Origin of the sequence: Sinorhizobium sp. CB7, assembly GCF_041357635.1 — a bacterium.
Classification (GTDB): Bacteria; Pseudomonadota; Alphaproteobacteria; order Rhizobiales; family Rhizobiaceae; genus Rhizobium.
Genome location: NZ_JAULLL010000004.1, coordinates 126,966 through 151,957 on the forward strand (window position 1 = coordinate 126,966; position 24,992 = coordinate 151,957).

General features: G+C 61.3%; 21 protein-coding genes. 13 read left to right on the plus strand and 8 right to left on the minus strand.

Features of this window, described 5'->3' with window-relative positions; all coding sequences use genetic code 11:
• Nucleotides 1-57 precede the first annotated feature (57 nt).
• The 3 genes from hemN (at nucleotide 58) to AAE029_RS09700 (ending at nucleotide 2,257) form a co-directional block, all read left to right on the plus strand.
• Nucleotides 58-1,410, plus strand: a complete 1,353-nt coding sequence (hemN, locus tag AAE029_RS09690) for an oxygen-independent coproporphyrinogen III oxidase (RefSeq protein WP_371072617.1) — start codon at nucleotides 58-60, stop codon at nucleotides 1,408-1,410.
• Nucleotides 1,411-1,493: 83 nt separating this feature from the next.
• On the plus strand, nucleotides 1,494-1,787 hold the full coding sequence (locus AAE029_RS09695; protein ID WP_371072618.1) for a type II toxin-antitoxin system Phd/YefM family antitoxin: 294 nt from the start codon (nucleotides 1,494-1,496) through the stop codon (nucleotides 1,785-1,787).
• Entirely contained in the window at nucleotides 1,784-2,257 is a 474-nt protein-coding gene (locus AAE029_RS09700) for a type II toxin-antitoxin system VapC family toxin (RefSeq protein ID WP_371072619.1), read from the plus strand. The genes AAE029_RS09695 and AAE029_RS09700 overlap by 4 nt, the downstream gene beginning before the upstream one ends.
• A 129-nt stretch (nucleotides 2,258-2,386) precedes the next feature.
• On the opposite strand, the gene AAE029_RS09705 is transcribed toward AAE029_RS09700, so the two are convergent.
• Together AAE029_RS09705 and AAE029_RS09710 are read right to left on the minus strand one after the other, a co-directional pair.
• Complete coding sequence (locus AAE029_RS09705) at nucleotides 2,387-4,036, minus strand: peptidoglycan D,D-transpeptidase FtsI family protein (RefSeq protein WP_371072620.1); 1,650 nt, start codon at nucleotides 4,034-4,036, stop codon at nucleotides 2,387-2,389.
• 15 nt (nucleotides 4,037-4,051) lie between these two features.
• Nucleotides 4,052-6,472, minus strand: a complete 2,421-nt coding sequence (locus AAE029_RS09710) for a penicillin-binding protein 1A (RefSeq protein WP_371072621.1) — start codon at nucleotides 6,470-6,472, stop codon at nucleotides 4,052-4,054.
• 223 nt (nucleotides 6,473-6,695) lie between these two features.
• On the opposite strand from AAE029_RS09710, the gene AAE029_RS09715 reads away from it, so the two are divergent.
• The gene (locus AAE029_RS09715; protein ID WP_371072622.1) at nucleotides 6,696-7,571 is read left to right on the plus strand and encodes a LysR substrate-binding domain-containing protein; all 876 of its coding nucleotides are present in this window, start codon (nucleotides 6,696-6,698) and stop codon (nucleotides 7,569-7,571) included.
• A 162-nt stretch (nucleotides 7,572-7,733) separates the two neighbouring features.
• Here AAE029_RS09715 and AAE029_RS09720 read toward each other — a convergent pair whose 3' ends face one another.
• A complete protein-coding gene (locus AAE029_RS09720; protein WP_371072623.1) occupies nucleotides 7,734-8,816 on the minus strand; it encodes an ABC transporter ATP-binding protein in 1,083 nt (360 codons plus the stop codon).
• 100 nt (nucleotides 8,817-8,916) lie between these two features.
• On the opposite strand from AAE029_RS09720, the gene AAE029_RS09725 reads away from it, so the two are divergent.
• The 7 genes from AAE029_RS09725 to AAE029_RS09755 all read left to right on the plus strand — a co-directional run bounded on the left by AAE029_RS09725 (nucleotide 8,917) and on the right by AAE029_RS09755 (nucleotide 15,655).
• Nucleotides 8,917-9,606: a GntR family transcriptional regulator gene (locus AAE029_RS09725; RefSeq protein ID WP_371072624.1), complete on the plus strand. Its 690-nt coding sequence runs from the start codon at nucleotides 8,917-8,919 to the stop codon at nucleotides 9,604-9,606.
• Nucleotides 9,603-10,586: an alpha/beta hydrolase gene (locus tag AAE029_RS09730; RefSeq protein WP_371072625.1), complete on the plus strand. Its 984-nt coding sequence runs from the start codon at nucleotides 9,603-9,605 to the stop codon at nucleotides 10,584-10,586. Before AAE029_RS09725 ends, AAE029_RS09730 begins: the two co-directional genes overlap by 4 nt.
• Nucleotides 10,587-10,606: 20 nt before the next feature.
• Nucleotides 10,607-11,812, plus strand: coding sequence for a sugar ABC transporter substrate-binding protein (locus AAE029_RS09735; RefSeq protein WP_371072626.1), 1,206 nt, complete (start codon nucleotides 10,607-10,609; stop codon nucleotides 11,810-11,812).
• A gap of 93 nt (nucleotides 11,813-11,905) precedes the next feature.
• The gene (locus AAE029_RS09740) at nucleotides 11,906-12,829 is read left to right on the plus strand and encodes a carbohydrate ABC transporter permease (RefSeq protein ID WP_371072627.1); all 924 of its coding nucleotides are present in this window, start codon (nucleotides 11,906-11,908) and stop codon (nucleotides 12,827-12,829) included.
• Nucleotides 12,826-13,659, plus strand: coding sequence for a carbohydrate ABC transporter permease (locus AAE029_RS09745; RefSeq protein ID WP_371072628.1), 834 nt, complete (start codon nucleotides 12,826-12,828; stop codon nucleotides 13,657-13,659). Before AAE029_RS09740 ends, AAE029_RS09745 begins: the two co-directional genes overlap by 4 nt.
• A 122-nt stretch (nucleotides 13,660-13,781) precedes the next feature.
• Nucleotides 13,782-14,663 carry a sugar phosphate isomerase/epimerase family protein gene (locus tag AAE029_RS09750; protein ID WP_371072851.1) on the plus strand — a complete coding sequence of 294 codons (882 nt, stop codon included), beginning with the start codon at nucleotides 13,782-13,784 and terminating at the stop codon, nucleotides 14,661-14,663.
• Nucleotides 14,660-15,655, plus strand: coding sequence for a Gfo/Idh/MocA family protein (locus AAE029_RS09755; RefSeq protein WP_371072629.1), 996 nt, complete (start codon nucleotides 14,660-14,662; stop codon nucleotides 15,653-15,655). The genes AAE029_RS09750 and AAE029_RS09755 overlap by 4 nt, the downstream gene beginning before the upstream one ends.
• A gap of 79 nt (nucleotides 15,656-15,734) precedes the next feature.
• On the opposite strand, the gene AAE029_RS09760 is transcribed toward AAE029_RS09755, so the two are convergent.
• Nucleotides 15,735-16,400, minus strand: a complete 666-nt coding sequence (locus AAE029_RS09760) for an HAD family hydrolase (RefSeq protein WP_371072630.1) — start codon at nucleotides 16,398-16,400, stop codon at nucleotides 15,735-15,737.
• A gap of 200 nt (nucleotides 16,401-16,600) precedes the next feature.
• Between AAE029_RS09760 and AAE029_RS09765 the strand changes: the two genes are divergently transcribed.
• A complete protein-coding gene (locus tag AAE029_RS09765) occupies nucleotides 16,601-17,890 on the plus strand; it encodes an amidohydrolase family protein (protein ID WP_371072631.1) in 1,290 nt (429 codons plus the stop codon).
• Between the two features lie 23 nt (nucleotides 17,891-17,913).
• Here the strand turns inward: AAE029_RS09765 and AAE029_RS09770 are convergent, their stop codons facing one another.
• Nucleotides 17,914-19,866 (minus strand): FAD-binding monooxygenase, encoded by a 1,953-nt coding sequence (locus AAE029_RS09770; protein WP_371072632.1) that lies wholly within the window; start codon nucleotides 19,864-19,866, stop codon nucleotides 17,914-17,916.
• A gap of 263 nt (nucleotides 19,867-20,129) precedes the next feature.
• On the opposite strand from AAE029_RS09770, the gene AAE029_RS09775 reads away from it, so the two are divergent.
• Nucleotides 20,130-20,603, plus strand: coding sequence for a MarR family winged helix-turn-helix transcriptional regulator (locus AAE029_RS09775; RefSeq protein WP_371072633.1), 474 nt, complete (start codon nucleotides 20,130-20,132; stop codon nucleotides 20,601-20,603).
• Nucleotides 20,604-20,670: 67 nt separating this feature from the next.
• On the opposite strand, the gene AAE029_RS09780 is transcribed toward AAE029_RS09775, so the two are convergent.
• The 3 genes from AAE029_RS09780 to AAE029_RS09790 are packed head-to-tail and all read right to left on the minus strand — an operon-like array spanning nucleotide 20,671 to nucleotide 24,926.
• Nucleotides 20,671-22,287: an ABC transporter substrate-binding protein gene (locus tag AAE029_RS09780; protein ID WP_371072634.1), complete on the minus strand. Its 1,617-nt coding sequence runs from the start codon at nucleotides 22,285-22,287 to the stop codon at nucleotides 20,671-20,673.
• A gap of 32 nt (nucleotides 22,288-22,319) precedes the next feature.
• Nucleotides 22,320-23,432 (minus strand): mandelate racemase/muconate lactonizing enzyme family protein, encoded by a 1,113-nt coding sequence (locus AAE029_RS09785; protein WP_371072635.1) that lies wholly within the window; start codon nucleotides 23,430-23,432, stop codon nucleotides 22,320-22,322.
• 24 nt (nucleotides 23,433-23,456) lie between these two features.
• A complete protein-coding gene (locus AAE029_RS09790) occupies nucleotides 23,457-24,926 on the minus strand; it encodes an NAD-dependent succinate-semialdehyde dehydrogenase (RefSeq protein ID WP_371072852.1) in 1,470 nt (489 codons plus the stop codon).
• Nucleotides 24,927-24,992 lie beyond the last annotated feature (66 nt).

Here is a 24,992-nt window from a genome sequence, read left to right on the forward strand (position 1 = left end):
GTTAAGACGATCAAGCTCTCCTAGGGTGTTTCGATTGAAACGAACAAAGGAGACCGCATGTCACAGGCTCTTATCGAAAAATATGGCGAGGCGCGCCTGCCGCGCTATACCAGCTATCCGACCGCGCCGGGCTTTTCGCCGACCATCGGGCCGGGAACATACGGCGATTGGTTGGGCGCGACGACAGCCAGCACACCTGCCTCGCTCTACCTCCATATTCCGTTCTGTCGCTCGATGTGCTGGTATTGCGGCTGTCACACGACGATCACCCAGCGCGACCAGCCGATCCTCGACTACCTCGACTCGCTGCGCGATGAGATCCGCATGGTCTCGGGCATGATCCCTGAGCGGCTGAAGATCAACCATATCCATTTCGGCGGCGGCACGCCGACGATCATGCAGCCGAAGGAATTCCTTGAGCTCATGGAATTGCTGCGCACTTCTTTTGGCGTCGGCGCGGCAGCCGAGATCGCTGTTGAAATCGATCCGCGGACGCTCGACGACCAAATGACGGTGGCGCTTGGACAAGGTGGTGTCGACCGCGCGAGCCTGGGCGTTCAGAGCTTCGATCCGGTGGTCCAGAAGGCGATCAATCGAATCCAGACGGTCAGGCAAACGGAAAAAGCCGTGACCGGGCTGCGCAAGGCCGGCGTCGGCAGCGTCAACTTCGACCTTATATACGGCTTGCCGCATCAGACAGTCGCATCCTGCGTCCAAACGGTGAAAACCGCCATCCGCATGCGGCCTGAGCGCTTTGCCGTTTTTGGCTATGCTCATATTCCTTCCTTCAAGAAGCATCAGCGGCTGATCAACGAGGAGGTCCTGCCGGATGCAAAGGCCCGCGACGCGCAGGCTGAGGCGATCGCCGATACGCTCGTCGAGGCCGGATATCAGCGCATCGGTCTCGATCACTATGCGCTGCCGGATGATGATCTGGCCGTCGCACAGACGATGGGAAGGCTGCATCGCAACTTTCAGGGATATACGACGGACGGCTGCAAGACGCTGATCGGCCTCGGCGCTTCGGCGATCGGTCGCCTGCATGAGGGCTACGTGCAGAACGAGGTGGCGCCCGGCCCTTATGCGCAACGCATCGCATCGGGACGGCTGGCAACCCTCAAGGGGTACCGATTGACGGCAGAAGATCGGTTGCGCGCCACTGTCATCGAACGATTGATGTGCGATTTCCGGGTCGACATTCCCGCGGTTGCCGCCGCCCACGGATTCGAAGCGGGACCGCTGCTCGACGACAACACGAAGCTCAAGATGCTGGAAGCCGACGGCGTGCTCGATCTTCAGGACGGCGTCATCCGGGTCCGGCAGGATCGTGGCTTCGTCATCCGTGCAGTGGCCGCCGCCTTCGATGCCTATCTCGACCAGGCGGGCCGGACGCATAGCAAGGCAGCATGACCGCATGCGGCTCCGCCAAGCAACAGCTGGCACATTGGCCGGTGATGCATTATATAACTGACTATCTGACTAGGTCGCGAGCGATGGCAAAACACACGGAACTGACAAGAGCAAAAGGCCGGCCGCTGGCGGGACGCTGGAAACTTCAGGACGCGAAGGCACGCTTCAGCGAAGTCGTGCGGCAAGCGCGCGAGGATGGGCCGCAACGCGTCACCATCCGCGGGCACGATGCCGTCGTGGTAATGAGCGTCGAGGAATTCGAGCGACTTGCACCCCAAAAGGCCAGGATGCCATTCGTGCAGTTCATGGAGAGCCTTCATCTAGACGGACTCGATCTTGAACGCGAGCCGGACTTCGGCCGGGATATTGAACTTTGAGGGGCTGGCTGCTCGACACTAATGTGGTGGCCGCATTGATCAATCCGCAGGGAGCGCCATCGGTTAAATCCTGGGCCGCGCAACAGGCCGAAGAGACACTCTACATCAGCGTCCTGACTCTCGTGGAATACGACAAGGGCATTCACAATCTTGCAGAAGATCACCCCGACCGACCTCGCTATATGGCCGCACGCGACGCATTGGCCGGGCGCTTCGGAGAGCGAGTATTGTCACTCACCGATCGCGCCGTTCGACACTGGGGACGGATTTCCGGCGAGGTAAAGCGGACCACTGGTCATCCACCGCCCGTCATTGACACCATGCTGGCCGCAACGGCGATTGAATATGATCTCTGCCTTGTGACACGCAATGTGAGAGACACCAGGCCTTCGGGCGCTGTCGTATTCGATCCATGGAACGATGATCCGGCGCAGTTCCCCTTGAGCCTTCGCACCGGCCGCTCGAGCTAAAACAATTTACGTAAAAACAAATGGTTAGAGCGGTTCTGCGCTTCTATGGAAAGCGGAGCCGCCCTAGGAGCAGATCAGAAACGATAGGCTCCAGCCGTCGTCCCACCTCTTGTTGCAGCCACATAGCCGTTAGCGCAGCGCATGGAAAGGATCGGGCCGCGCGTCAAATGAGGGCAACTCACCGAGAAGTGGGAGCACCCGGCCGAAGACGGCGCCACCAAGGGGGGCTGCGTTCCAGCCGGCGGTGCGGAAGCCGTAGGTTTCCGGCAGCGCCTTCGGTTCGTCGAGTATGGTGAGCAGCAGGAATTTCGGATCGTCCGCGGGAACGATGCCCATAAAGGAAGTAATGTTCAGCGTCTTCGAATAACGGCCGGCAACGACCTTTTCGGCCGTACCGGTCTTGCCGCCGATCAGATAGCCGTCGACCCGGCCGTTTTTCGCTGAGCCGACCTCTGCGTTCAACGTGAAGAGATAGCGCATCACCTCGCCGGTCTGCGGCCCGATGAGATCCGAGGCGATCAGACGCGGCGCGAGCGGCGACGCCTTGATGAAGGTAGGCCTGATCAGACGCCCGCCATTGATCAGCGCCGCCACGCCCATGCTTGCCTGAAGCGGCGTCACGGCGATCCCGTGGCCGAAGGAGGCGGTCGCGATTTCGACGTCGTTCCATCGCTTCGGAAGAATTGGAATGGCCGTCTCGGGCAGTTCCGTGCGCAGCACATCCATCTGCCCAAATTGCCGCAGGAACAACCGGTGGCGCTCCTTGCCGACCGCCATCGCCATCTTGGCCATCGAGATATTGGATGAATAGATGAAGGCTTCGGGCAGCGAAAGCGGCCTGTATTTGCCCTGGAAGTCGTGGATCCTCATGCGGCCGAAGGCGAGCGGCCTGCTTGCGTCAATCATCGAGCGGATCGAGAACTGGCCGGATTCGAGCGCCATCGCCGTCGTCAGCGCCTTGAATGTCGAGCCCATCTCGAAATCAGCGGCCGCGATGCGGTTGATCCGGTCCGGCTTCAGCGCATCGGCGGGGTCGTTGGGATCGAAGCTGGGCAGGGATGCGAGCGCAAAGACCTCGCCCGTCTCGACATTGAGAACGAGCCCCGCACCGGCCTTCGCGTCATATTTCCTCATCGCTCTCTCGATCTCCGCTTCGAGCGCGTGCTGGACGCGAATGTCGATGGTCGAGACGACAGGGGCAAGTGCCTCGCTGGAAAGATCCATGCCGCTTTGGCGAAGGGTCGAAAGCCCATCCGTTTCGATCCATCTCTCAAGACCGGATATGCCGACATTGTCGATATTCACTGTGCCGAGCACATGCGCAGCGAGCGTCCCATTCGGATAGAAGCGCCTTTTCTCCTTCTGAAAGCTCAGGGCGGGAATGCCTGCATTCCACAGCGCCTGCTCCTCCGATGGCGTGATATGCCGCTTGATCCAAGCAAAGTGGGCATCGGATGACAGTCGGTGATAAAGCTCCCGTCGGTCGAGATCAGGAAGGACCGCCGTGATGCGCTCCACCGCCTCATCAACATCGACGATGAAGCGCGGGGCGGCAAAAGCACTGGTGACCGGCACATCCATCGCCAGAACCTGGCCATTTCTGTCCAGGATCGCCGGCCGTCCGTTCTCAATATTCCTGGGCACCTCCTGGGAAGGCGGCGGCGCAAGCAAGCCGAGATAGATCAGACGGCCGATGACCATCAGGAAGGCGGCGCAGAAGACCGACATCAACAATGCGATGCGGACATGCGCGGATTTGTTTCGGAATACCAAATTCATGATCCGCACGCGTGACTAGTAAAGGCCGCCGGTGCTTTGCAGCAGCCGGTCGCGCAGGTCCTCATCGAGACCTGCTCCACCGCCGGCAACATCGAGCTCACCGTCGCCGTCAATCACTTCGCATGACGCCGCGCAGGGGCCGGTACCCGGCTTGAAGGCTTCCAGAATGGAGCCCTCGACCGCATCCGTCTCGTGGCCGCTGCGCCGGTCTATACGGTGCAGGACCATGCCATCAGGAGAATGGAACGGGAGTGCTTTGCGGCCGGCGAGCGCCGTCTTCATGAAATCGATGAAGATCGGGGCGGCTAGGCCGCCGCCCGTTTCGCCGTAACCCATCGGTCGCGGGGTGTCGTAGCCCATGAAGACCCCGGTCACCAATTCGGGCGTATAGCCGATGAACCAGACGTCCTTTTCATCGTTCGTCGTGCCTGTCTTGCCGGCGATCGGCACACCGAGCACCCTGACGCTTCGCGCGGTTCCGCGCTCGACGACGCCCTGCAGCATCGACGTGATCTGATAGGCGGTCATCGGATCAAGCACGTAGTCCTTGTCGTCCACCAGCGTCGGCTCGGCTTGCCCGTGCCATTGCTCCGCGTTGCACGCCTCGCAGGTTCTGCCGTCCTGCTTGAAGATGGTACGCCCGTCGCGGTCCTGAATCCGGTCGATCATCGAAGGATGCACCTCCCGGCCGCCGTTGGCGATGACCGCATAGGCCGAGACAAGCCGCAACAGTGTCGTTTCACCGGCACCAAGCGACATCGGAAGATATTCCTTGAGATCGTCATAAAGGCCGAAGCGCTTGCCATAGTCGGCAACGACATCCATGCCGACGGCGCGGGCAAGACGCACGGTCATCTGGTTGCGGCTGTTCTCCAAGCCGACGCGCAGCGTCGAAGGCCCGTCCGAGCGGCCGTCATAGTTCTTCGGCCGCCATACCCGGCCCGGCCCGTCAGGGATCGCAAGCGGCGCATCGAGCACGAGTGTCGCCGGCGTATAACCGGTGTCGAGTGCCGCTGCGTAAACGAATGGCTTGAACGCAGAGCCAGGCTGGCGATAGGCCTGGGTTGCCCGGTTGAACTGCGACTGGGCGTAGGAAAACCCTCCGGCAACGGCGACAACGCGGCCTGTGCGCGGCTCCATCGAAACAAGCGCGCCTTGCACCTGCGGCGGCTGTCTCAGCCGATATCCGTCGCTAGTCTTCTCGACATAGACGATATCGCCGATCGCGAAGACCTGCGTTGCGTCCTTGAAGCAAAGTCTGCGTCCTTCCGACAATCTGCACAGCGCCCAGCCGATCGCCCGCCGGTCCATGGTGATGGAGGGGGCGCCGCCTTCGAGGCGCAATTCGACATTATCGACATCAACCTTGGAAACGGCGGCAAGCTGCCATTCCGGCACGTCGTCAAGCGGGGCAATTTTGCGAACTGCATCTGGCCACGCTTCGCCGGGTGCAAGGCGCCCGATCGGACCGCGATATCCCTTTGCCTGGTCGTACTCGATGAGCCCCTTGCGCAAGGCCCGCATCGCCGCCTGCTGGAGCAGCGGGTCGAGTGTCGTGCGGACGGAGAGGCCGGACGTATAGAGCGCTGCCTCGCCATACTTCGTCATAAGGAACCTCCGGACCTCCTCGGCAAAGTACTCGGCATCGGTGATCGGCGACCGTCTTTCCTTGAACGCGACTTGCAGCGGCTCAGCGGTGGCCTCTGCCGCCTCGGCTATGCTGATGAAGCCGTTGCGCTGCATCTGTTCGATAACCCAGTTTCGACGGGCAACGGCCCGGTCGTGGCCCTTGATGGGATCGTAGTTGTTCGGCCCCTTCGGCAAAGCCGCAAGATAGGCCGCTTCTGCAATGCTGAGTTCGTCGACCCCTTTGTCGAAATAGGTGAGCGCTGCCTGTGCGATCCCATAGGCCCCTGCGCCGAGATAGATGTCGTTGAGATAGAGCTCGAGCACCTGGTCCTTGGTGAAGGCCTGGTCCATCCTGACGGCCAGAAGCGCCTCCTTCAGCTTGCGCTCGAAGGTGCGGTCGGCGGTCAGCAGAAAATTCTTTGCGACTTGCTGGGTTATCGTGGATGCGCCGACGAGACGCTCACCCGACAGGGCATTGCCGACATTCGACAGGAACGCACGGCCGATACTGATCGGATCGATGCCCGAATGGCTATAGAAGTTCTTGTCCTCGGCAGAGAGGAACGCTGCCTTGACGCGCAGCGGCACCGCCCCGATCGGCATGAAGAGCCGCTTTTGCCTGGCGAATTCCGCAAGCAACGTCCCGTCCCCGGCATAGAGCCGCGAGGTGAGCGCCGGCTGCCACTCTGCGAGAGCGTTATAGTCCGGAAGGCTAGCGGCAAGATCCTCGATCAAGACGAAGGCCGCAAGAGCGAGAACCAATCCCGCGTTGACGGCAAGACTCAAGAACAGTGCAATCAGCTTCATCCCGCGCTCCGCTTCCGCAAGGGGACAACACCCCTTCCGCACGCAGCCACCCACGGCCTAGGGAAGGCCGTGCCGCGTCCTTGAGGAAACGAGGCTGCTGTTCATCTGCATTTGCCCCGACCCCTCAATGGAACGGGCGCTCCGGTGAAGTTTGAGTACAGGGCTTGATAGCGAGGCACAAACGACGTTATTTGGTATCAGATATAAATTTTTTTAGGCTATCATGGTCCGTCCGCATCTTCCGCTCAATGCACTTCGCGCATTCGAGGCCTCCGCACGGCATTTGAGCTTCACGCGGGCCGCGATCGAACTCTGCGTCACACAGGCAGCCGTCAGCCATCAGGTGAAGCTCCTGGAAGACCGGCTGAAGGTCAGCCTGTTCAAGCGCCTTCCGCGCGGCCTCAAGGTGACGGCGGAGGGTGAGGCATTGCTGCCGGTCGTGCGCGACTCCTTCGACCGCATGGCCGATATGCTGGAGCGTTTCGAAGGCGGGTATGTCCGCGATATCCTCTCCGTCGGCGTGGTCGGTACCTTCGCCGTCGGTTGGCTTCTGCCTCGTCTCAATCATTTTCACGACCGCCATCCGCATATCGAACTCAGGCTTTCGACCAATAACAACCGGGTCGACATTGCTGCGGAAGGCCTGGACTATGCCATCCGCTTCGGCAGCGGGGCATGGCACGACACGGATGCGGATCGCCTCTTCGAGGCGCCGCTTTCGGCACTCTGCATTCCCGAGATCGCAAAGAGGCTGCACCGTCCGGAAGATCTCGTCGGCGAGGTGCTGCTGCGATCCTACCGATCGGATGAGTGGACCGGCTGGTTCGAAGCCGCCGGAATGAACAGCGATCCGCCGATTGCGAAGGGCATGATGTTCGATTCCTCGCTCGCGATGATCGAGGCCGCAATACAGGGTGCCGGCGTCGCACTCGCTCCGCCTTTGATGTTCGACCGGCTGCTCACGTCGGGATCCCTGCGCCAGCCGTTCAATGTCTTCGTTTCGCGCGGAAGCTACTGGCTGACATCCCTGAAATCGCGAGGCGAAACGCCGGCAATGCATGCCTTCAAGCAATGGCTTTTCGAAACCGCCGCAGTCTGAAGGCTTTCATGTGCCGCTTCGATGCCTCGACCACGCATGCCTGACGAAGGAAACTTTGGTCAGGCATTAGAAAAATTATTGGGTATTATGCAGAGAGTGCCGGTGATCGTACGGGCCTAAACCCGCTCGGGGAGACATCGATCGCCTGGACCCTCGACGCCGTCAGCGGCAGCCAATCCGTTTGCCGCTGCTCTGCTCGAATAGATGCACGGCATCATTATTGCCTTTGACGTCTACCTGCTCACCCACGCGAATTTCCGCGTTGCGTGGAAATTCCACCGTCAACATTGCTTCGGCACCGATGTCGATATAGCCATAGGTCTGGCTGCCGAGCCTTTCGGCAACGACCAATTCGCCGCTGAACCAGGCTGCCTCCGGCCGACAGGCCGTGAGGTCCTCCGGCCTTATTCCCAGGACGATCTTTTCCTCGGAAAGCTTCGCACTCTGTGGCAGCGATATCCGTCTTCCAAGGATATTGAGCGCCAGACCTGATTCATCCGACGAAAGGACATCGGCGGATATCGTGTTCATGGTGGGACTGCCGATGAACCGCGCGACAAAGAGACTTGCCGGCCGATGGTAAAGGTCGAGCGGTGGCCCTACCTGCTCGATCTGGCCGCCGTTCATGACGACGATGCGGTCGGCAAGCGTCATGGCTTCGACCTGGTCGTGGGTAACATAGACGGTCGTCGCCTTCATCCGGTTGTGCAGCTTGGCGATCTCCAGGCGCATCTCGACGCGAAGCGCGGCGTCGAGGTTGGAAAGCGGCTCATCGAACAGGAAGGCAGCAGGTTCGCGGACGATCGCACGGCCCATCGCCACGCGCTGGCGCTGGCCGCCCGAAAGCTGGGCCGGCCGGCGTTCGAGGAAAGGGCCGATTTTCAGGATATCGGCCGCCTGAGCGACGCGTTTTTCGATGCGGGCGACATCGGCACCGCGCATCTTCAGCCCGAAGGCCATGTTCTCGTGCACGCTCATATGCGGATAGAGCGCATAGTCCTGGAAGACCATTGCGATGTCGCGTTCGGCCGGCGGCAAGTCGTTCATCACCTTGCCGCCGATGTCCAGCGTGCCGCCGCTGATCTCCTCCAGCCCCGCGATCATGCGTAGAAGCGTGGACTTTCCGCAGCCTGAGGGGCCGACGAGAACCAGGAATTCGCCGCTTGCGATATCGATGTCGATATCATGGATGACCTGCAGCGAACCGTAGGATTTCCTGATCTGCCTCAAACTGATTGCTGTCACGACATGCCTCCCGAATGCGCTTTTGGCCCTTGACGCCAATTATCGATATCAATATCAATAATGATAACGCATGCAAATGGAAATCTTCGAAGCGAGATCGATGTCCTATTTTTCCGCCAGACCCCCGGGCAGACCGGCGACGGCAAAGCCGGCAAAATCCACCGGCGCCTTCAACGCGCTGAAGCGGGATATCCTGCTCGGCGCGCTGCCCGCCGGCACGGCGCTGACGGAGCTCGATCTCGCCGCCCATTTCGGCTGCAGCCAGGGCACGGTACGTGAAGCGCTGCTGCAGTTGCAGGAAGAGGGTCTCGTCCTTCGCCAGGGCCATCGCGGCACGCAGGTCTCCGCCTGCACCGAGGACGAAGCCGTCGAGATGTTTCGCGTGCGCCAACAGGTCGAGTGCAATGGTATCGTGCGCGTGCTGAAGGCGCCGAGCCGGACGCTGATCAAGGATCTGCATCAGCTCTTCGAGGACATGCAAGAGGCCGCCCGCCAGGACGACGAGCTGGAACTCGCCTCCTTCGACCGCGATTTCCATCGCCGCATCTTCCAGGATGCCAACTTGCCTGCCCTCGACCCCATCCTGCATCGCTGCCTGGTGCATAACCATCGCTTCAAGATTTCGCGCAGCACGACCCCGCGCGACCTGATGGCGACCGCTCTGCGCCACGGCTCAATCATCGAGGCGATCGAAAGCGGGGATGCGGCCAGGGCGACCGCCGCTCTTCATCATCATATCGCGACCATTGTCGATCTCGGTCCCGATGTCTTTCCGGATGCCAGTCAATGACGGTCACCTCTCCCAAGACCGGCCAGCTGTCGCCGGAAATGGCAGCCCTCATGGCGCGCGTGCTTGCCGAGGACGGTCCGCAGCCGGATTTGACGATGTTGCCCTCAGCCGAAGGCCGAGCGATCTCGGAAAGGAACAATCGGCGCTGGAACCGGGACCTTCCCGTCATGGCATCCGTCCAGGATCTATGGCTTGAGGCCGATGCCAGGCTCGGAGCCGCCCGCACGCGTGTTCGCGTGCTTGTTCCGGAGAAGAGAGCTTCCGGTATCCTTGTATTCGTGCACGGCGGTGGCTTCGCCTTCGGCAGCCCGGAAAGCCACGAGCGCTCCGGTCGCGTGCTGGCGCTTCAGACCGGCATGCCGGTGCTGATGCCGGATTACCGCCTGGCGCCGGAGAACCCCTACCCCGCCGGCCTGATGGATGTCGTCTCCTGCCTGCGCCGGATCGAGGCGGAGCCGTCGGCCTTCGGGATCGAGCGGGGCCCGGTCATCATCTCGGGCGACTCTGCCGGCGCCAATCTCGCCCTTGCGGCCATGCTGCATGAGCAGGCAGCCGGTCGCCCGGCGCTTGCCGGCGCGCTGCTCTTCTACGGCACCTTCGCGCATGACTTCGCAACGCCGTCCTACGCGGAATTCGCCGAAGGGCCGGGCCTGACGCGCGGCAAGATGGAGCGCTACTGGCAATGGTATGCCGGCGATCGCAACGTGACGGCCGATCCGTTTGCCTCGCCGCTTGCCGCTTCCGACGAAGCCCTGCTGGCGCTGCCGCCCCTGCATCTGATGGCTGCGGCAATCGACCCGCTGCTCTCGGACACCCTGCTGCTGCACGCGCGCCTGAAGTCACTCGGCCGCGGCGAAGACGTGACCGTTATCCCCGGCGTCACGCACGGTTTTCTTCAAAATACGATCGACCTGGCTGCAGCGCGGGAGGCGCTGGGGGCCGCAGGACGACAGGCAAAGGAGATGGCGGCGCGTATCTGACCGCCAGGAGGAGGAGAGAAATGAGGAAATTTTTAAAGAGTCTGACGCTCGGCGTGGCGCTTGCGGCAGGCATGGCGGCAAGTGCTGCCTATGCCGAAACGGTCCATTTCTGGTACCATTTCGACAATCCCGAAAACCCGATGGACGAGCTGGTCGCCAAGTTCGAGAAGGCCAATCCCGGCATCACGATCGAGGCCGAGAACGTTCCCTGGAACAGCTATTACGACAATCTCTATACCTCGATCGTCGGCGGCAATGCGCCGGATGCGGCGATGGTTAAGCTCTTCGCGCAGCCGCGCCTCGTCGAGATGGGCGCATTGGAGCCGATCGGCGAACGCATTAATGCCTGGCCGGGCAAGGCCGATCTGCTCGACAACCTCGTCGAAATCAACAAGGGACCGGACGGGCAGCAATATTACCTGCCGATTCAATATGTCGTCCTCTATCTCTATTACCGCACCGATCTCTTCGAAGCCGCCGGCCTGAAGCCGCCGACGACCTGCGAGGAATTCCGCGACGCGGCGATCAAGCTCACCAAGGCGCCCGATGTCTATGGCTTCGGCCTGCGCGGCGGCAAGGGCGGCTGGGACCAGTGGGGCGCCTTTGTGCTCTCCCAAGGCGCGGAGCTGAAACCCGGCGGCCTTACCAAGCCGGAGGCGGTCGCCGCCAATCAATGGCTGATCGACCTCTTCCAGAAGGACAAGGTCATCCCGCCCTCGGCGCCGAATGACGGCTTCCAGGAAATCATCGCCGCCTTCAAGGCCGGCAAGACCGCCATGACGATCCACCACATCGGTTCGTCCAAGGATCTCGTCAAGGCGCTGGGCGACAAGGTCTCGGCCGTGCCGGTGCCAAAATGCGGCGGCGGCCAGTGGACCTCCTATGGCGACGAGTCCTTAGCGATCTTCTCCAGTTCCGAGGTCAAGGATGCCGCCTGGAAATGGATCTCCTTCCTCGCCGAAGGCGACAACAATGTCGAATTCAACAAGGCGACAGGCCAGATGACGGTCACCAAGAGCGGCTCGGAACATTGGACCCTGCATGAGCGCCGCTTCGTCGACGCAACAGTTCAGTCCCTGCCTTTCGCGCACGTGCTGCCGCAGAACACGGCGACTTCGGAATTCGTCAACACCGCCTGGCAGACGGCCATGCAGCAGGCGCTGACGGGCCAGATCACCTCTGAGCAGATGATGCAGCAGCTCGAAGGCCTCTTCGCGCAGCAGTAACAGCCCTTCGGGTGCTCGCTCTGGACGATATCTTTCGCGCCGTTTCGGCGGCGCGGAAAGCTCTCATCGGAATGACAGGTCAGGAAATTCGAAATGTCCGTCAGCACGCTCAGTCCGGGCCGGAATATGGCAAGGCCAAAACTGCTGAACGCCAGGCTGCTGCCCTATATGCTGCTGGCGCCTTCGGTCATCGTCACGCTCGTCATCGTGTTCTTCCCGATGATCCAGGCGGTCGTCACGAGCTTCTACGATCTCGTTCTGTGGAAGCCGAATGCGACGCGCTTCGTCGGCTTCAACAATTACATCAAGCTCTTCCACGATCCGGTCTTCTGGACTGCGCTCTGGAACACGGTCATCTGGATCGGCCTCACCGTGCCCTCGCAGATGCTGCTCGGTCTGGTCACTGCGCTTCTTTTGCAGCGCGAATTTCCCTGGCGCGGCCTTGCGCGCGCCCTCATCATCATCCCCTGGGCGCTGCCGAGCGTGGTCATCGCTCTGATGTGGCGCTGGATCTATGACCCGACCACGGGCGTGCTCAACGACATCCTGCTCTACACTTCCGTCATCCACAGCGCAGTGCCGTGGCTCGCCGACCCAAAATTCGCGCTCTATTCGATCATCGCGACGCTGACCTGGCAGGGCTTTCCCTTCTTCGCGGTCATGATCCTTGCCGGCCTGCAGGGTATTCCGCGCAGCCAGTACGAGGCCGCCTCGATCGATGGCGCCTCGCCCTGGCGCCAGTTCGTGCACATCACCCTGCCCGGCATCGCGCCGGTGCTGGCGACCGCGGGTCTGCTGCGCGTCATCTGGGTCGCGAATTCGATGGATGTCATCTTCGTGATGACCGGCGGCGGGCCTGGCTACGCCACCCACACGCTGCCGCTCTACGCCTTCATTCGTGCCCGCCAGAATGTCGACTTCGGCTACGGCACGACGATCGCTGTTACCTTCACCATCCTGCTCGGCGTCGTTGTCGCGGTCTATCTCGCCAGAACGATGCGGGAGGTCGAACGATGAGAAAACAGAGCACGCTTCGGCGCATCCTGACGACGGACATCCCCGTTCTGATCATTCTGCTCTTTGCCATGGCGCCCTTCGTCTGGATGATCCTGACTTCGCTGACGCCGACAGCCGTCCTCAGCGCCACCGGCGTGTCGCTGACGCCGGGCGGCTGGAGCTTCGACAACTATACCCGGCTGCTCGCCCATACCGCCTTCCTCGGAAATATGCTGGACAGCCTGATCATCGCCGCCGGCACCGTCGTCGTCGGCCTGGTGGTCTCGGTTACGGCGGCCTATGCCTTCTCGCGATTTCGCTTCATCGGCCGCAAGCTGCTGATGCTGCAGTTCCTGCTGATCAACATGTTCCCGGTCGTCCTCCTCATCCTGCCGCTCTTCGTCATGATGCGCAAAGCAGGCATCCTCGATACCCATATCGGCCTGATCCTCGCCAATTCGACGGTCGCGATCCCCTTCGCCGTGTGGATGCTGACGAGCTATATTTCAGCCATTCCGAAGAGCCTCGATGAGGCGGCGATGATGGACGGCTGCTCACGGCTGACGGCGCTCCGCCGTGTCGTCCTGCCGCTCACCATGCCGGGGATTGTCTCGACAGGCATTTACATCTTCATCACCGCCTGGAACGAATATCTCTATGCGCTGACCCTCGGCGGCCGCAACGTCCGCCCCGTTACCGTCGCGATCCAGACGCTGATCGGCGAATACCAGATCGAATGGGGGCTGCTTGCCGCCGGCGCCGTCGTCGGCGCGCTCCCCGCCACCGTGCTTTTCCTTCTCGTCCAACGACGCTTGATCGGCGGCCTGACCCAAGGGGCGGTGAAGGGCTAAGCAATCCAGGAAAAGTGCGAAGCGGTTTTCCGTCCGGATTGCGTGAAAACAGAAGATTAGAGCGGTTCTGCGCTTCCGTGAAAAAGCAGAGCCACTCTGATGCCAAAGAAAGAGGAATGATCATGAACCCCGTCGGGTTGATATCGATGCAATATGCCAGGCCGTTTACGGCCGAGCATTTCCCCCTGTTTAACCGCATGCGCGAACTCGGCTACGATTTCGTCGAGCTGCTGGTGCCCGAGCCTGGCGAGCTCGATCTTACCGAGACGAGAGCCGCCCTCAAGGACGCGGGCCTCGACGTCGTTCTGGCCGCACGCGTCAATCTGCAGCGCAATCTTTCCTCCGCCGAGCCGGAGGCCCATCGCGCCGGCATCGACTATCTGAAATATGCCGCCGATTGCGCGGCAGCCCTCGGCGCGAAGATCGTCGGCGGACCGCTCACGGGCAATCCCCTGGTCTTTGCCGGCCGGCCGCCGCAGCCGGTCAGCGAAGACGAACGTCTCGCCCGCAAGGAGAGGAGCGTCAAAGGTCTGAAGGAGGCCGGAGATCATGCCGCGAGGGCCGGCATCCTGCTTGCCGTCGAGCCGCTCAATCGCTTCGAAAGCGACGTGCTCTGCACGACGCAGCAGGCCATCGAGCTCCTCGATGCCGTCGATCACCCGGCCGTGCAGCTCATGCTCGATACTTTCCATATGCATATGGAAGAGGCTTCCATCGCCGAGGCGATCCGCCTCGGCGGAAAGCGGGTCGTGCACTTCCAGGCCAATGAGAACCATCGTGGTTTTCCCGGTACCGGGGCCACCGATTGGATCGAGGTGTTCCGCGCACTGCACGAGATCGGCTACCAGGGCCCGGTTTCGCTCGAACCCTTCCGCCGCAACGACGACCGGTTCGGCGTTCCCTTCGCGCAATGGCGCCCGCCGCATGAAGACGAAAGCGAGCGGCTCGCCTCCAGCGCCGCCTTCATCAAGTCCCACATCACACTGACGGAATATCGCCGATGACATTGAAGATTGGTTGGATCGGGTGCGGCGTCCACGCGACCCAGATGCTCTTGCCGCAACTCGTTCGCCATAATGTCGAGCTCGTTGCACTTTGCGACATCGACACCAAGCGCCTGGCATCCGCCGGCCGCCAGTTCGGCGTTGCGAGGCTGACGGCCGATGCGAACGAACTGATCCGCACGCCGGGCATCGATGCTGTCGGCATGGCCGTCGGGCCTGACCAGCACCTCGCCTTCGGCAAGGCGGCGCTAGAGCGCGGCCTGCCGGTCTTCATGGAAAAGCCGCCATCGGGCAGTGCTAGCGGCGCCCGCGAACTTCGCGCCGCCTCAGAGAAAGCCGGCAAGCCGCTGCTCGTCGGCTTCATGAAGCGCTATTCCGCCGGCAACAAGATCGCCGCCAACATCCTGCGTTCCGGCCGCTTCGGCAGCGTGCTCGGCCTGACCGGCTATTACATGACCGCACCTGGCTATTTCGTCGGCAATGTCGACTATACCGGCTTCTTCCTGCATCACTGCGTGCACTACATGGACCTTGTCTCCTTCCTGGTCTCGCCGGTGACGAAGCTTTCCGCGCGCAAGGTCGAGAAGGAGCCGGGCAAGGTGCTCTTCCACATCAATTTCGATTTCGAATGCGGTGCGATCGGCACGATCGCCATGGGCACGATCCAATCGCGAGGCGCGCCCGTCGAGCGCATCGAGCTGATGGGCGATCATCAGCGCATCGAGGTCGACAATGTCATCGAAGTGCGCTGGAACCGCAATCCGCCCTTCAAGATCGATGACCCCGAGGCGACCCTCTCCGATACGGTCGACAATCTGACCTGGAAGCCGAACTTCACGGCGGCTGCCAACGAGGATCCCAAAGGCTACTATTCGCTGCTCGCCGATGTCGTTCCGGCCCTTGGCGGTGCTACGACAGCGGCACCTGACATCCATGACGGAGTGATCGCCATGGAGCGGTTGGAAGCCCTTCGCCGCGAGCTATCTCTTTAGCGCCAGGCGCGGCGTGCTGCTGATGCAGCCGCGCCCCGCCTTCCACCATCGTTGTCCGGGTCAGCGCACATGTCCGGTGTCAGGACCCAGCTCGTCGGATGAGCTCTATGACGTCAGCCATTGAATTGGAAAGATCAGCGGCACCGGCGTCGCAGAGCCGTTCCGCCAAACCGTCATAGGCATGCCCGCCGCCGGTAAATCCTATGGCTCTCATCCCAGCGCGCCTCGCTGCCGTGATGCCCGCGAAAGAGTCCTCGATGACAATGCATTCATCCGGATCGAAGCCCATCTGTGACGCCGCGTATAAAAAGACGTCCGGGGCGGGTTTCGGACGCCTGACCTGGCTTACCGAATACACATGCGGCTGGAGGAGATGCAGAAGTCCTGCCTTCTCCAGGTTCGCCGTTAAGCTGGGCAAGGATGTCGACGAGGCCGTGCACACCTGATGACCGAGCGCGGCGACTTCGGAGAGCGCAAGGTCGGCGCCAGGGACTATGGCCAATCCAGTCTCGAATCGGCGGACAGATTCCAGTCGTAGCTGCTCAAACCAGTCATCGGGCGGTTGAAAGCCAATTTCCTCCGAAATCGTCGCCCATGCGTGCCGGTGCGCCATCCCCGCAAACCGCTTTGCGATATCGGCTGCAGTCGTAGGATGGCCAAGCCGGGTCAACGCCTCGGCATCGACCGCGCAGTAGACCACTTCCGAGTCAATCAGAACGCCGTCACAGTCGAAGATCACTAGCATCCGCGATCCTTGCTTCAATATCTGGTGACAAATCTTCTATGCAATTGCGATGGGCCGATCAAACCTTCAGTGGAGCGTTCCCTGTCCGGGACCATATTCTTCGTTGTCGTCGCGCAAATCGAGCGAATCTTTTACCGCTTGTACCTGCGGCAGAGCTGAGCGCGCGACACCTGCGCGCGGTCAAGACGAAAGGAACACGCATGACCTTCGATCTGATCATCCGAAACGCGAACCTTCCCGACGGCCGGACCGCCATCGATATCGCAATCCAGGGCGGCAAGATCGCGGAGATCGCAACCAAAATCGAAGCGCCCGCCGGCGAAGAGATCGACGCCACTGGCCGCCTCGCCACGCCACCCTTTGTCGATCCGCATTTCCACATGGACGCGACGCTGTCGCTCGGCCTGCCGCGCATGAACCGTTCCGGCACCCTGCTCGAGGGCATCGCGCTCTGGGGGGAATTGCGCCCGACGCTCACCCGCGAGGCCGTGGTCGAACGGGCCTTGCGCTATTGCGACCTCGCGGTCTCGCAAGGACTGCTTCATATCCGCAGCCACGTCGACACCAGTGATCCGAGACTGGTAACGGTAGAAGGCCTTCTCGAAGTCCGCGAAAGGGTGGCTTCCTACATCGACCTGCAGCTCGTCGCCTTTCCGCAGGACGGCTACTACCGTTCACCGGGGGCGATCGATGCGCTGAACCGGGCGCTCGACATGGGCGTCGATATCGTCGGCGGCATACCGCATTTCGAGCGCACCATGCAGGAAGGCACCGCTTCGGTCGAGGCACTCTGCCGCATTGCCGCCGATCGCGGCCTGCCGGTCGACATGCATTGCGACGAGACCGACGATCCGATGTCACGCCATATCGAGACCCTGGCGGCTCAGACGATCCGCTTCGGCCTGCAGGGCCGCGTCGCCGGATCGCATCTCACCTCCATGCATTCGATGGACAACTATTACGTTTCCAAGCTCATCCCGCTAATGGCCGAGGCCAGGATCAATGTCATCCCCAATCCGCTGATCAACATCATGCTGCAGGGGCGCCACGATACCTATCCGAAACGCCGCGGCCTCACACGGGTGCGCGAATTGATGGAAGCCGGGCTCAATGTCTCCTTCGGCCATGATTGCGTGATGGATCCCTGGTATTCCATGGGCTCCGGCGACATGCTGGACGTCGGCCACATGGCAGTCCATGTCGCCCAGATGGCGGGCGTCGAGGACAGACAAAAAATCTTCGAGGCGCTGACCGTCAATTCGGCAAAGACGATGGGCCTGGAAGGCTACGGGCTGGAGAAAGGCAAGTATGCCGATCTCGTCATCCTGCAGGCGCGCGATCCGATCGAGGCACTGCGATTGAAGGCAAGCCGCCTCGCCGTGATCCGCCGCGGGAAAATCATCGCCCGTTCCGCCCCGCGCGTAAGTGAACTGTTTATTGATGGCCGGCCGGGGCGGCTCGACGGAGCAGACTATGCCCCGCAAAAATAAAGTCTCTGACCGGATCAACGCACTCAGCTCTGCTGCAGCATGAAGCCCTCGAAGAATGCGGTCAGTTCGGCATAGGCATTGAGCGGAAGAACATGGGCGACATACTGGTCAGGCCGAACCACGACCATGCAGCCTTTTTCCCGGTCGATGCCCCGCATCTCAAAAATGTCGTTGCCGCTCTTCAGATCCGGACAGAAGATTTTTTCATAGTCGCAAAGGCCGTAACGACCCTTGCGCGGCAAAAGGAAGGCAGGCATGGCTTCGACGGCAAACTCGCGATGGCCCTGCTGAAAGATCGCCCGGACATCGATCACGGAATCGATATCTGCCGCGGCCGGCGTGTATCGCCTTCCAGGGGATTCAGGAGACTTGGCGAGAAAGTCGCACAGCGCGTTTATGCCGGAGGAACCAGCAGTCGGATCGTCCGCGCCGGAAAAGGCGAACAGCCGCCAGCGGCCATCGGCCTTGAGCACGTGGCCCAGATGGACCGGCTTGGCATCGGCCAGGCGGATGACCGGTGCGGAATGGAAGCGCATCCCAACCACCAGCCCCCTAGCCAGATTCTGATAGGTCGGCTCGGCGCAGATGATCGATGGAGCGTAGCGGGTTGCGGTCCCCGCCGTGAAGCGTCCCTGCTTGACAAAATATCTCTGAAATTCCGCGGGATCCACACCTTCACCGTCAGCATCGGTCGCTTCTTTGGGCGGGGCGCTGAACATCTTGGCGAATTCGCGATCGAAATCGATCAGTTCCTTGGCAATGGCCCTGCGTTCCGCCGAATAGCTGTGCAGAAGATGCGGCGCGCACCGACCCTGAATTACGGATGCCAGCTTCCATCCCAGGTTGAACGCATCCTGCATGGAAACATTCATGCCCTGACCGGCTTTCGGGCTATGGGTGTGGCACGCGTCGCCCGCGATGAAGACTCGCGGGAGCCGCCCGTCGACCTGCTCTTCCAGTACGTCGTCGAACTTGTCGCAAAGCCGCTGGCCGATTTCATAAACCGACCACCATGCGATCTCCTTCACCTCGAACGAATAGGGATGGAGGATCCGTTGTGCCGCCGCGATCAGATGATCGGCGGTGATATTGCGGCGAGCGATGCGCTCGTCATCCTTCAGCTTGTCGAGTTCGATATAGAGGCGGACCATATAGCCGCCCTCCCGGGGAATGATCAGGATATTGCCTTCATTCGCCGAATGAATGGCTGCCTTTAGCCGGATATCGGGAAAATCGGTCACCGCGAGCACGTCCATCACACCCCAGGCCTGATTAGCCGAATCTCCTTGCAGGGCCCGGCCGAGCGACTTGCGCACCGCGCTACGTGCGCCATCGCATCCGACGACGTAACGCGCCCTTACTGTTTCCACCTGCCTTTTGTGAGCAGGGTCGAGGCGTTCGAGACGCACCGTTACGGGATGATCGGTAGCCCCATCCCCACCGGACGCCGCCGGTTCGATATGAAGATCGAGCAGGCGCCGTCCGTAGTCGGGCTCAAGCCGCAGAGGCGAATGGCGCATCACATCCAGATAGAAATCATGCACCCGCGCCTGGTTCAGGATCACATGCGGGAATTCGGAGAGCCCGTCTTCCGTATCCTGGATCCTGCCGCTGCGGACGATGTCTTTTCGCTTGTTATCGTCGGGCTTCCAGAATGTGGTTTCATTGACCCAATAGGCCTCCCTCGTGACGCGTTCGGCAAAGCCGAAGGCATGAAACATTTCCATCGTGCGGCAGGCGATGCCATCGGCCTGGCCAACGAGCAGCGGACCGGATTTCTGGTCGACTATCCGGGTCCTGATGTCGGGAAAGGCTGCCAGTTGCGCCGCCAGTGTCAGGCCAGCCGGGCCGCAGCCGACGATCAGAACATCAACTTCGCTGGGAAGAGCCGCCAGCTCGGACGTCTCGGTGCGATTCTCAAGCGGCTCGGAGATATCTGGATCGCCGTGCCGAAATCCGTTGAGATGGAACTGCATGATACCCGTTTCCTCCAACCATTTCCCTTGAAGCCTCTTGAGCCACCCTGCGCAAAGTGAACGCTGGCGCTCTTCTTCACCGAGTCTTCACCGGGAAGTTTCCCTTGCGAGATGATGCCCTGAGCGCTTTCGCAGCCTGGGCCTGGAGCCATCACGCTTGAAATCGACCCGGCAATGCTCAAAACAAGCTCGACAGACATAATAGTTATTCAGTATACTGATCATCAGCATACTGTCAATCCAAGCGCACGTTGGGAGACTTCGTGAAAGACATCGAGGATATGCCAGGCCATTTGATACGCCGCTTCAACCAGATAGCGGTGGCAATTTTCCATGCCGAGGTCGGCGAAGCCGGCTCGGATCTTACGCCTGTCCAATATGCGGCGCTCGCAAAGGTTCGGACGCATCAGGGGGTCGATCAGGTTACCCTAGCCGGTCTCATCGCTTACGACCGAACGACGATCACTGGAGTGGTAGACCGCCTGGTGCAGAAAGGCTTCCTGAGGCGTGACGTGAGCGACAAGGACCGGCGCGCCCGGGAGCTACAGATAACCGAGGAAGGGGTGGATATCCTTCGAAGGATCGAACCGTCGGTCGAGGCCGCACAGCGGATCATGCTGAGCGGCCTTTCAGAAGAGGAGGCGGAAACATTCCTGCGGCTTCTCAGGAAAGCGACCACCGCTGTCAACGACCTAAGCCGGGCCCCGCTGCGGGCGGCGGGTACCAGCGACAAGTAGCCAGCAGACTGCCGACTTCCGCGGAGGAGCTCTTGTGGCAGCCGACTGGCCCGGGGTGATCCCCGCGTCAGGCGACGCGCTTGGCTTTGGCGAGCGACCAGTAGGCCGGACCCGACTCCACCTTGTAGCCGATGTCGATGCGAGGATTTCGGGCGATCACATAGGAGAGCGCGATAATGCCGAGCAGCGGCAGATCGGTCAGGACCTTCTTTTCGGCTTCCTGGATGATCGCGATGCGCTTGTCGAAATCCGGCTGGTCCTGCGCCTTGGCCAACAGGTCATCAATGCCCGGAATGGCCACGCCATAGTGACTGTAATTGCCCTGACCTTTTCCGTCGGACTTTACCTCGGCGGCCGCCGACAATTGTGAAGAAAGGGTCCATGTCGGAACCGGGGGGAAGCTGGACGAGTAGAGCGCCAGCGTATTCTTGTCGAGGCGGTTGTCGGAATGCATCGTGTTGTGGTCAATAATGCTGAGATCAAGCTTGATGTTGGACGCACGCAGCTGCTCCTGGACCATCAGCATGATCGAAGAATAGTCCTCGCGCTGGCTGACAAAGCAGGGAATCGTCATACCGTCTGGATGGCCCGCTTCCGCAAGCAGGGCTTTCGCCTTTCCGGCATCGGGCTTGTACTGCAATTCCGGCGGCAGGTCTTCGATCTTGACCGAGCCGGCAAACTGCGAGGCGATGACGCCGACCATCGGGGTCGCCATGCCGTTGAATGCGGCCGCAATCGCTGCATTGTCGATGCTGTACCGGATCGCCTGACGTATCCGCAGATCATCCAGCGGCTTACGGGTCAGGTTGATATGCAGCGTATTGTGACTTCCTGGAGCCGTTGCGTCGAAAATGGTCTCTGACGAGCGTTGTTTCATCGTGTCGATCCACCCTGGCGCGCGCACGCCCTCGATCATGTCGACCTGGCCGGAAGCGAAGGCGAGCGTACGGGCGGTGGTATCGGCGATATACGAGATTTGAAGGTTGGTCGTGGCCGGCGGTCCTGCGAAGTGGTCGGCAAAGGCGACGAAATGGATGCCCGCTGTCTGGTCGAATGTCTGGACCTGGTAGGGTCCTGTGCCGATCGGGTCGGTATTGAAGGCGTCGCCCCGTTCCTCGAATGCTTTCTTGCAGAGGATGGAGACGCTGAGGGTTGACGCGCAGCTGGCGTTGAACAGCGGGTCCGGGCTCTTCAGGGTGAAGCGCACGGTCATCGGGTCAACGGCATCGCAGGCGGCTATATTGGAATAGAGCACCTTGTTGGCTGTCACGAGCGTCGGATCGATCTGGCGTCCGAAGGTGAAGACAACATCGTCGGCGGTAACCTCGCCGTAGTTCTTGTGGAACTTGACGCCCTTTCGAATCCTGTAAGTCCAGGTCTTGGCGTCAGAGGAGGATTCCCAGCTCTCGGCGATGGAAGGGACGAAATCTTCCGGCTTTACCGCCCAGCGGCCGTAAGGTGCCCTGACCAGCGTGTCGTACATCTGGTAGACCGCCCAGTTGTCGCCGCCGTTCAGGCCGGTTTTCTGGGGATTGAGGCCGACAGGCCCGCGCGCTGCAAGCGCAATGCTGATGGTATCGCCATCGGCGGCAAAGGTAGGCGCGCTGCCGATACCGGAGCCTATTGCGGCAGCCGCAGTCGCCAGGCCGGTTTGAACGAGAAATTCTCTGCGTGTAACGCTCATCTTTCTTCCTCCCAGAAGTGTTCAAGCGACTTTCAGTTGTTTATCGGGATCTTCCGGCGCTCCATTTCCGCGGCGTCGAATTCCATGCCGAGGCCGGGGGCGGTCGGCAGCCCGAAGCGGCCGTTCTTCGGCTCGGACGGATTGACGAAAATGGAAGCTCCCCTCTCCCAGTTGTCCGCCAGTTCGACGGGCTTCGCCAAATGCATGATCGTGCTCAGGACATGGATGTTGGCGAGATGGCCGACCGTCGGCTGCGTCTGGTGGGGGACAAGTTCCACACCGGCCGCATGGGCAACCGCGGCGCATTTCATCAGGCCGGTAATACCGCCCATCTTGACGATATCCGGCTGTACCATCCGCACGCCGGCGTCGATGAGATCGCGCAGCGCCTGCAAGGTATAGGTTTGTTCGCCGGCCGAGACGGTGATATCAAGACGTTGCGCCACCTCGCCCATGGCGCGGACGTTATAGTGCTGCACCGGCTCTTCGAACCAGGTGTAACCGAGGTCCTCCAGCGCGCGGCCGACGCGCATCGCGCCGCCGACCGAATAGCCGTTGTTGGCGTCGAAGCCGAGCATGAAATCATCGCCGAGCAGCTTGCGGACCGCCTTGGCCTTGGCGATGTCGCCCGGAATGTCGACGTCCTGCCGGGTGCGGTCGCCGTCCCAGCGGATCTTGACCGCCGCCGGTTTTTCCTTCTCGACGCGCCGCTCGACGACGCGGACGACTTCGTCAACCGTGCGCCAGGCGTTGCCTCCGATCGATGCATAGCAGGTAAGGCTCGTCCGCCAGGCGCCGCCCAGCAGCTTGTAGACCGGCTGGCCGAAGTGCTTGCCCTTCAAATCCCAGAGCGCGATGTCGAGGGCGGCGAGGGCCGCGGTGGTGACGCCTTCCGGGCCAAGCTTGACACAGCGGTGAAAGAGCTCATCGAGCAGGACTGCGTGATCGAGGACGTCCTTCCCGATCAGGAACGGCGCCATGTCACGGGCAATAATGACAAGCGACGCATAGCCGCCCTGCATCGGCGAAGCCTCGCCGAGACCGAACTGGCCATCTTCCGTCTCTATTCTCACGAATGCGCTCTTCGAGGCGCCGGCGCCTTCGCCAAGCGTGACCTGGAAAGGTTCGACTTTGGTGATCTTCAATGCTCTTCCTCCCGTGCGCGGCCTTTACCAGGTGACCGCGATATATTTGGTCTCGCTAAATTCCAGGATGCCGTGATGAGCGCCTTCGCGCCCGAGACCGCTTTGCTTGACGCCGCCGAAGGGCGCCGCAGGGTCTGAAGCCAGCCCGCGATTGAGACCGATCATGCCGGCCTCCAGCCGCTCTGATACGCGCAGCCCGCGGGCGAGATCACGCGTATAGACATAGGAGATCAGGCCGTATTCGGTGTCGTTGGCGGCGGCGATGACCTCTTCCTCGGTCTCGAAGGTCGTCAGCGCCGCAATCGGTCCGAAGATCTCCTCGCCGGTGATCGCCGCATCGGCCGAGACATCACGCAGCACGGTCGGCGGGAAATAGAAGCCCTCCTGGGAAAGCGGCTTGCCGCCGGTCAAAACCTTGGCGCCGCGGTTGGTCGCATCGACAACGAGGCCCTCAATGCGTTCGAGTGCCTTCCTGTTGATCACAGGCCCGCATTGCGTCGCCTTGTTGTAGCCCGGGCCGACCTTCATGGCGCCCATGCGCTCGGCGAGGCGCTGCGAGAAGGCATCGACAATGCCCTTCTGCACATAGAAGCGGTTGGCGGCGGTGCAGGCTTCCCCGCCGTTGCGCATCTTGGCGACCATCGCGCCTTCGATCGCAGCGTCGAGATCGGCATCATCGAAGACGATGAAGGGTGCGTTGCCGCCGAGTTCCATCGAGCAGGAGATGATGGTGTCAGCCGCCTCATGCAGCAGTTTGCGACCGACTTCCGTAGAACCGGTAAAGGAGAGTTTGCGCACACGCGGATCGTGCAGCATCCTGCTGACAACAGGACCGGACTTCTCCGTCGTGATGACGTTGACAACCCCGTCCGGAACACCCGCCTCGGCATAAAGTGCCGCAAGCGCATAGGCGGTGAGCGGCGTTTCGGTCGCCGGCTTCAGCACGCAGGTGCAGCCGGCGGCAAGCGCCGGGGCGATCTTGCGCGTCGCCATCGCGGCCGGGAAGTTCCAGGGCGTCACCAGCACCGCGATACCGATCGGCTGGTGCTGGACGATGATCTTGTTAGCACCCGAGGGAGCGGTCGAGATCTCGCCGTTCAGCCGCACCGCCTCTTCGGAGAACCAGCGGAAGAATTCGGCGGCGTAGGTGACTTCACCATAGGCATCGCTGAGAGCCTTGCCGTTTTCCAGGCTGATGAGCTCGGCAAGCATGTCCTTGCGCTCGATCATCAGCTCAAAGCAGCGCCGCAGGATTTCGGATCGCTTGCGCGGCGCCGTTGCCGCCCAGGCGGGCCCGGCGGCATAGGCGGCAGTCACGGCTTCCAGAGCATCCTCGATCGTGGCGTCGGCGACCGCCGCGATAACGGTGCCGGTCGACGGGTCCAGGACATCGAGCCGCTTGCCGGAGGAGCCGTCCCGCCATTTGCCCCCGATGAAAAGGTCCGTCGGCACCGATTTGAGATCGAAACCGATCTGCGATGTAATCTTCTGCATGATGCTCATGGTCAGCTTGCCTTTCGATTCCAATAGGGTAGAGCCGAATGCGGGGCGGAAAACCGC

Excerpts from the sequence above, each read along its gene's own strand:
- hemN (WP_371072617.1), top strand. The coding sequence starts at position 58 with ATGTCACAGGCTCTTATCGAAAAATATGGCGAGGCGCGCCTGCCGCGC.
- AAE029_RS09695 (WP_371072618.1), top strand. The coding sequence starts at position 1,494 with ATGGCAAAACACACGGAACTGACAAGAGCAAAAGGCCGGCCGCTGGCG.
- AAE029_RS09705 (WP_371072620.1), bottom strand. The coding sequence starts at position 4,036 with ATGAATTTGGTATTCCGAAACAAATCCGCGCATGTCCGCATCGCATTG.
- AAE029_RS09710 (WP_371072621.1), bottom strand. The coding sequence starts at position 6,472 with ATGAAGCTGATTGCACTGTTCTTGAGTCTTGCCGTCAACGCGGGATTG.
- AAE029_RS09715 (WP_371072622.1), top strand. The coding sequence starts at position 6,696 with ATGGTCCGTCCGCATCTTCCGCTCAATGCACTTCGCGCATTCGAGGCC.
- AAE029_RS09725 (WP_371072624.1), top strand. The coding sequence starts at position 8,917 with ATGTCCTATTTTTCCGCCAGACCCCCGGGCAGACCGGCGACGGCAAAG.
- AAE029_RS09730 (WP_371072625.1), top strand. The coding sequence starts at position 9,603 with ATGACGGTCACCTCTCCCAAGACCGGCCAGCTGTCGCCGGAAATGGCA.
- AAE029_RS09735 (WP_371072626.1), top strand. The coding sequence starts at position 10,607 with ATGAGGAAATTTTTAAAGAGTCTGACGCTCGGCGTGGCGCTTGCGGCA.
- AAE029_RS09740 (WP_371072627.1), top strand. The coding sequence starts at position 11,906 with ATGTCCGTCAGCACGCTCAGTCCGGGCCGGAATATGGCAAGGCCAAAA.
- AAE029_RS09745 (WP_371072628.1), top strand. The coding sequence starts at position 12,826 with ATGAGAAAACAGAGCACGCTTCGGCGCATCCTGACGACGGACATCCCC.
- AAE029_RS09750 (WP_371072851.1), top strand. The coding sequence starts at position 13,782 with ATGAACCCCGTCGGGTTGATATCGATGCAATATGCCAGGCCGTTTACG.
- AAE029_RS09755 (WP_371072629.1), top strand. The coding sequence starts at position 14,660 with ATGACATTGAAGATTGGTTGGATCGGGTGCGGCGTCCACGCGACCCAG.
- AAE029_RS09760 (WP_371072630.1), bottom strand. The coding sequence starts at position 16,400 with ATGCTAGTGATCTTCGACTGTGACGGCGTTCTGATTGACTCGGAAGTG.
- AAE029_RS09765 (WP_371072631.1), top strand. The coding sequence starts at position 16,601 with ATGACCTTCGATCTGATCATCCGAAACGCGAACCTTCCCGACGGCCGG.
- AAE029_RS09770 (WP_371072632.1), bottom strand. The coding sequence starts at position 19,866 with ATGCAGTTCCATCTCAACGGATTTCGGCACGGCGATCCAGATATCTCC.
- AAE029_RS09780 (WP_371072634.1), bottom strand. The coding sequence starts at position 22,287 with ATGAGCGTTACACGCAGAGAATTTCTCGTTCAAACCGGCCTGGCGACT.
- AAE029_RS09790 (WP_371072852.1), bottom strand. The coding sequence starts at position 24,926 with ATGCAGAAGATTACATCGCAGATCGGTTTCGATCTCAAATCGGTGCCG.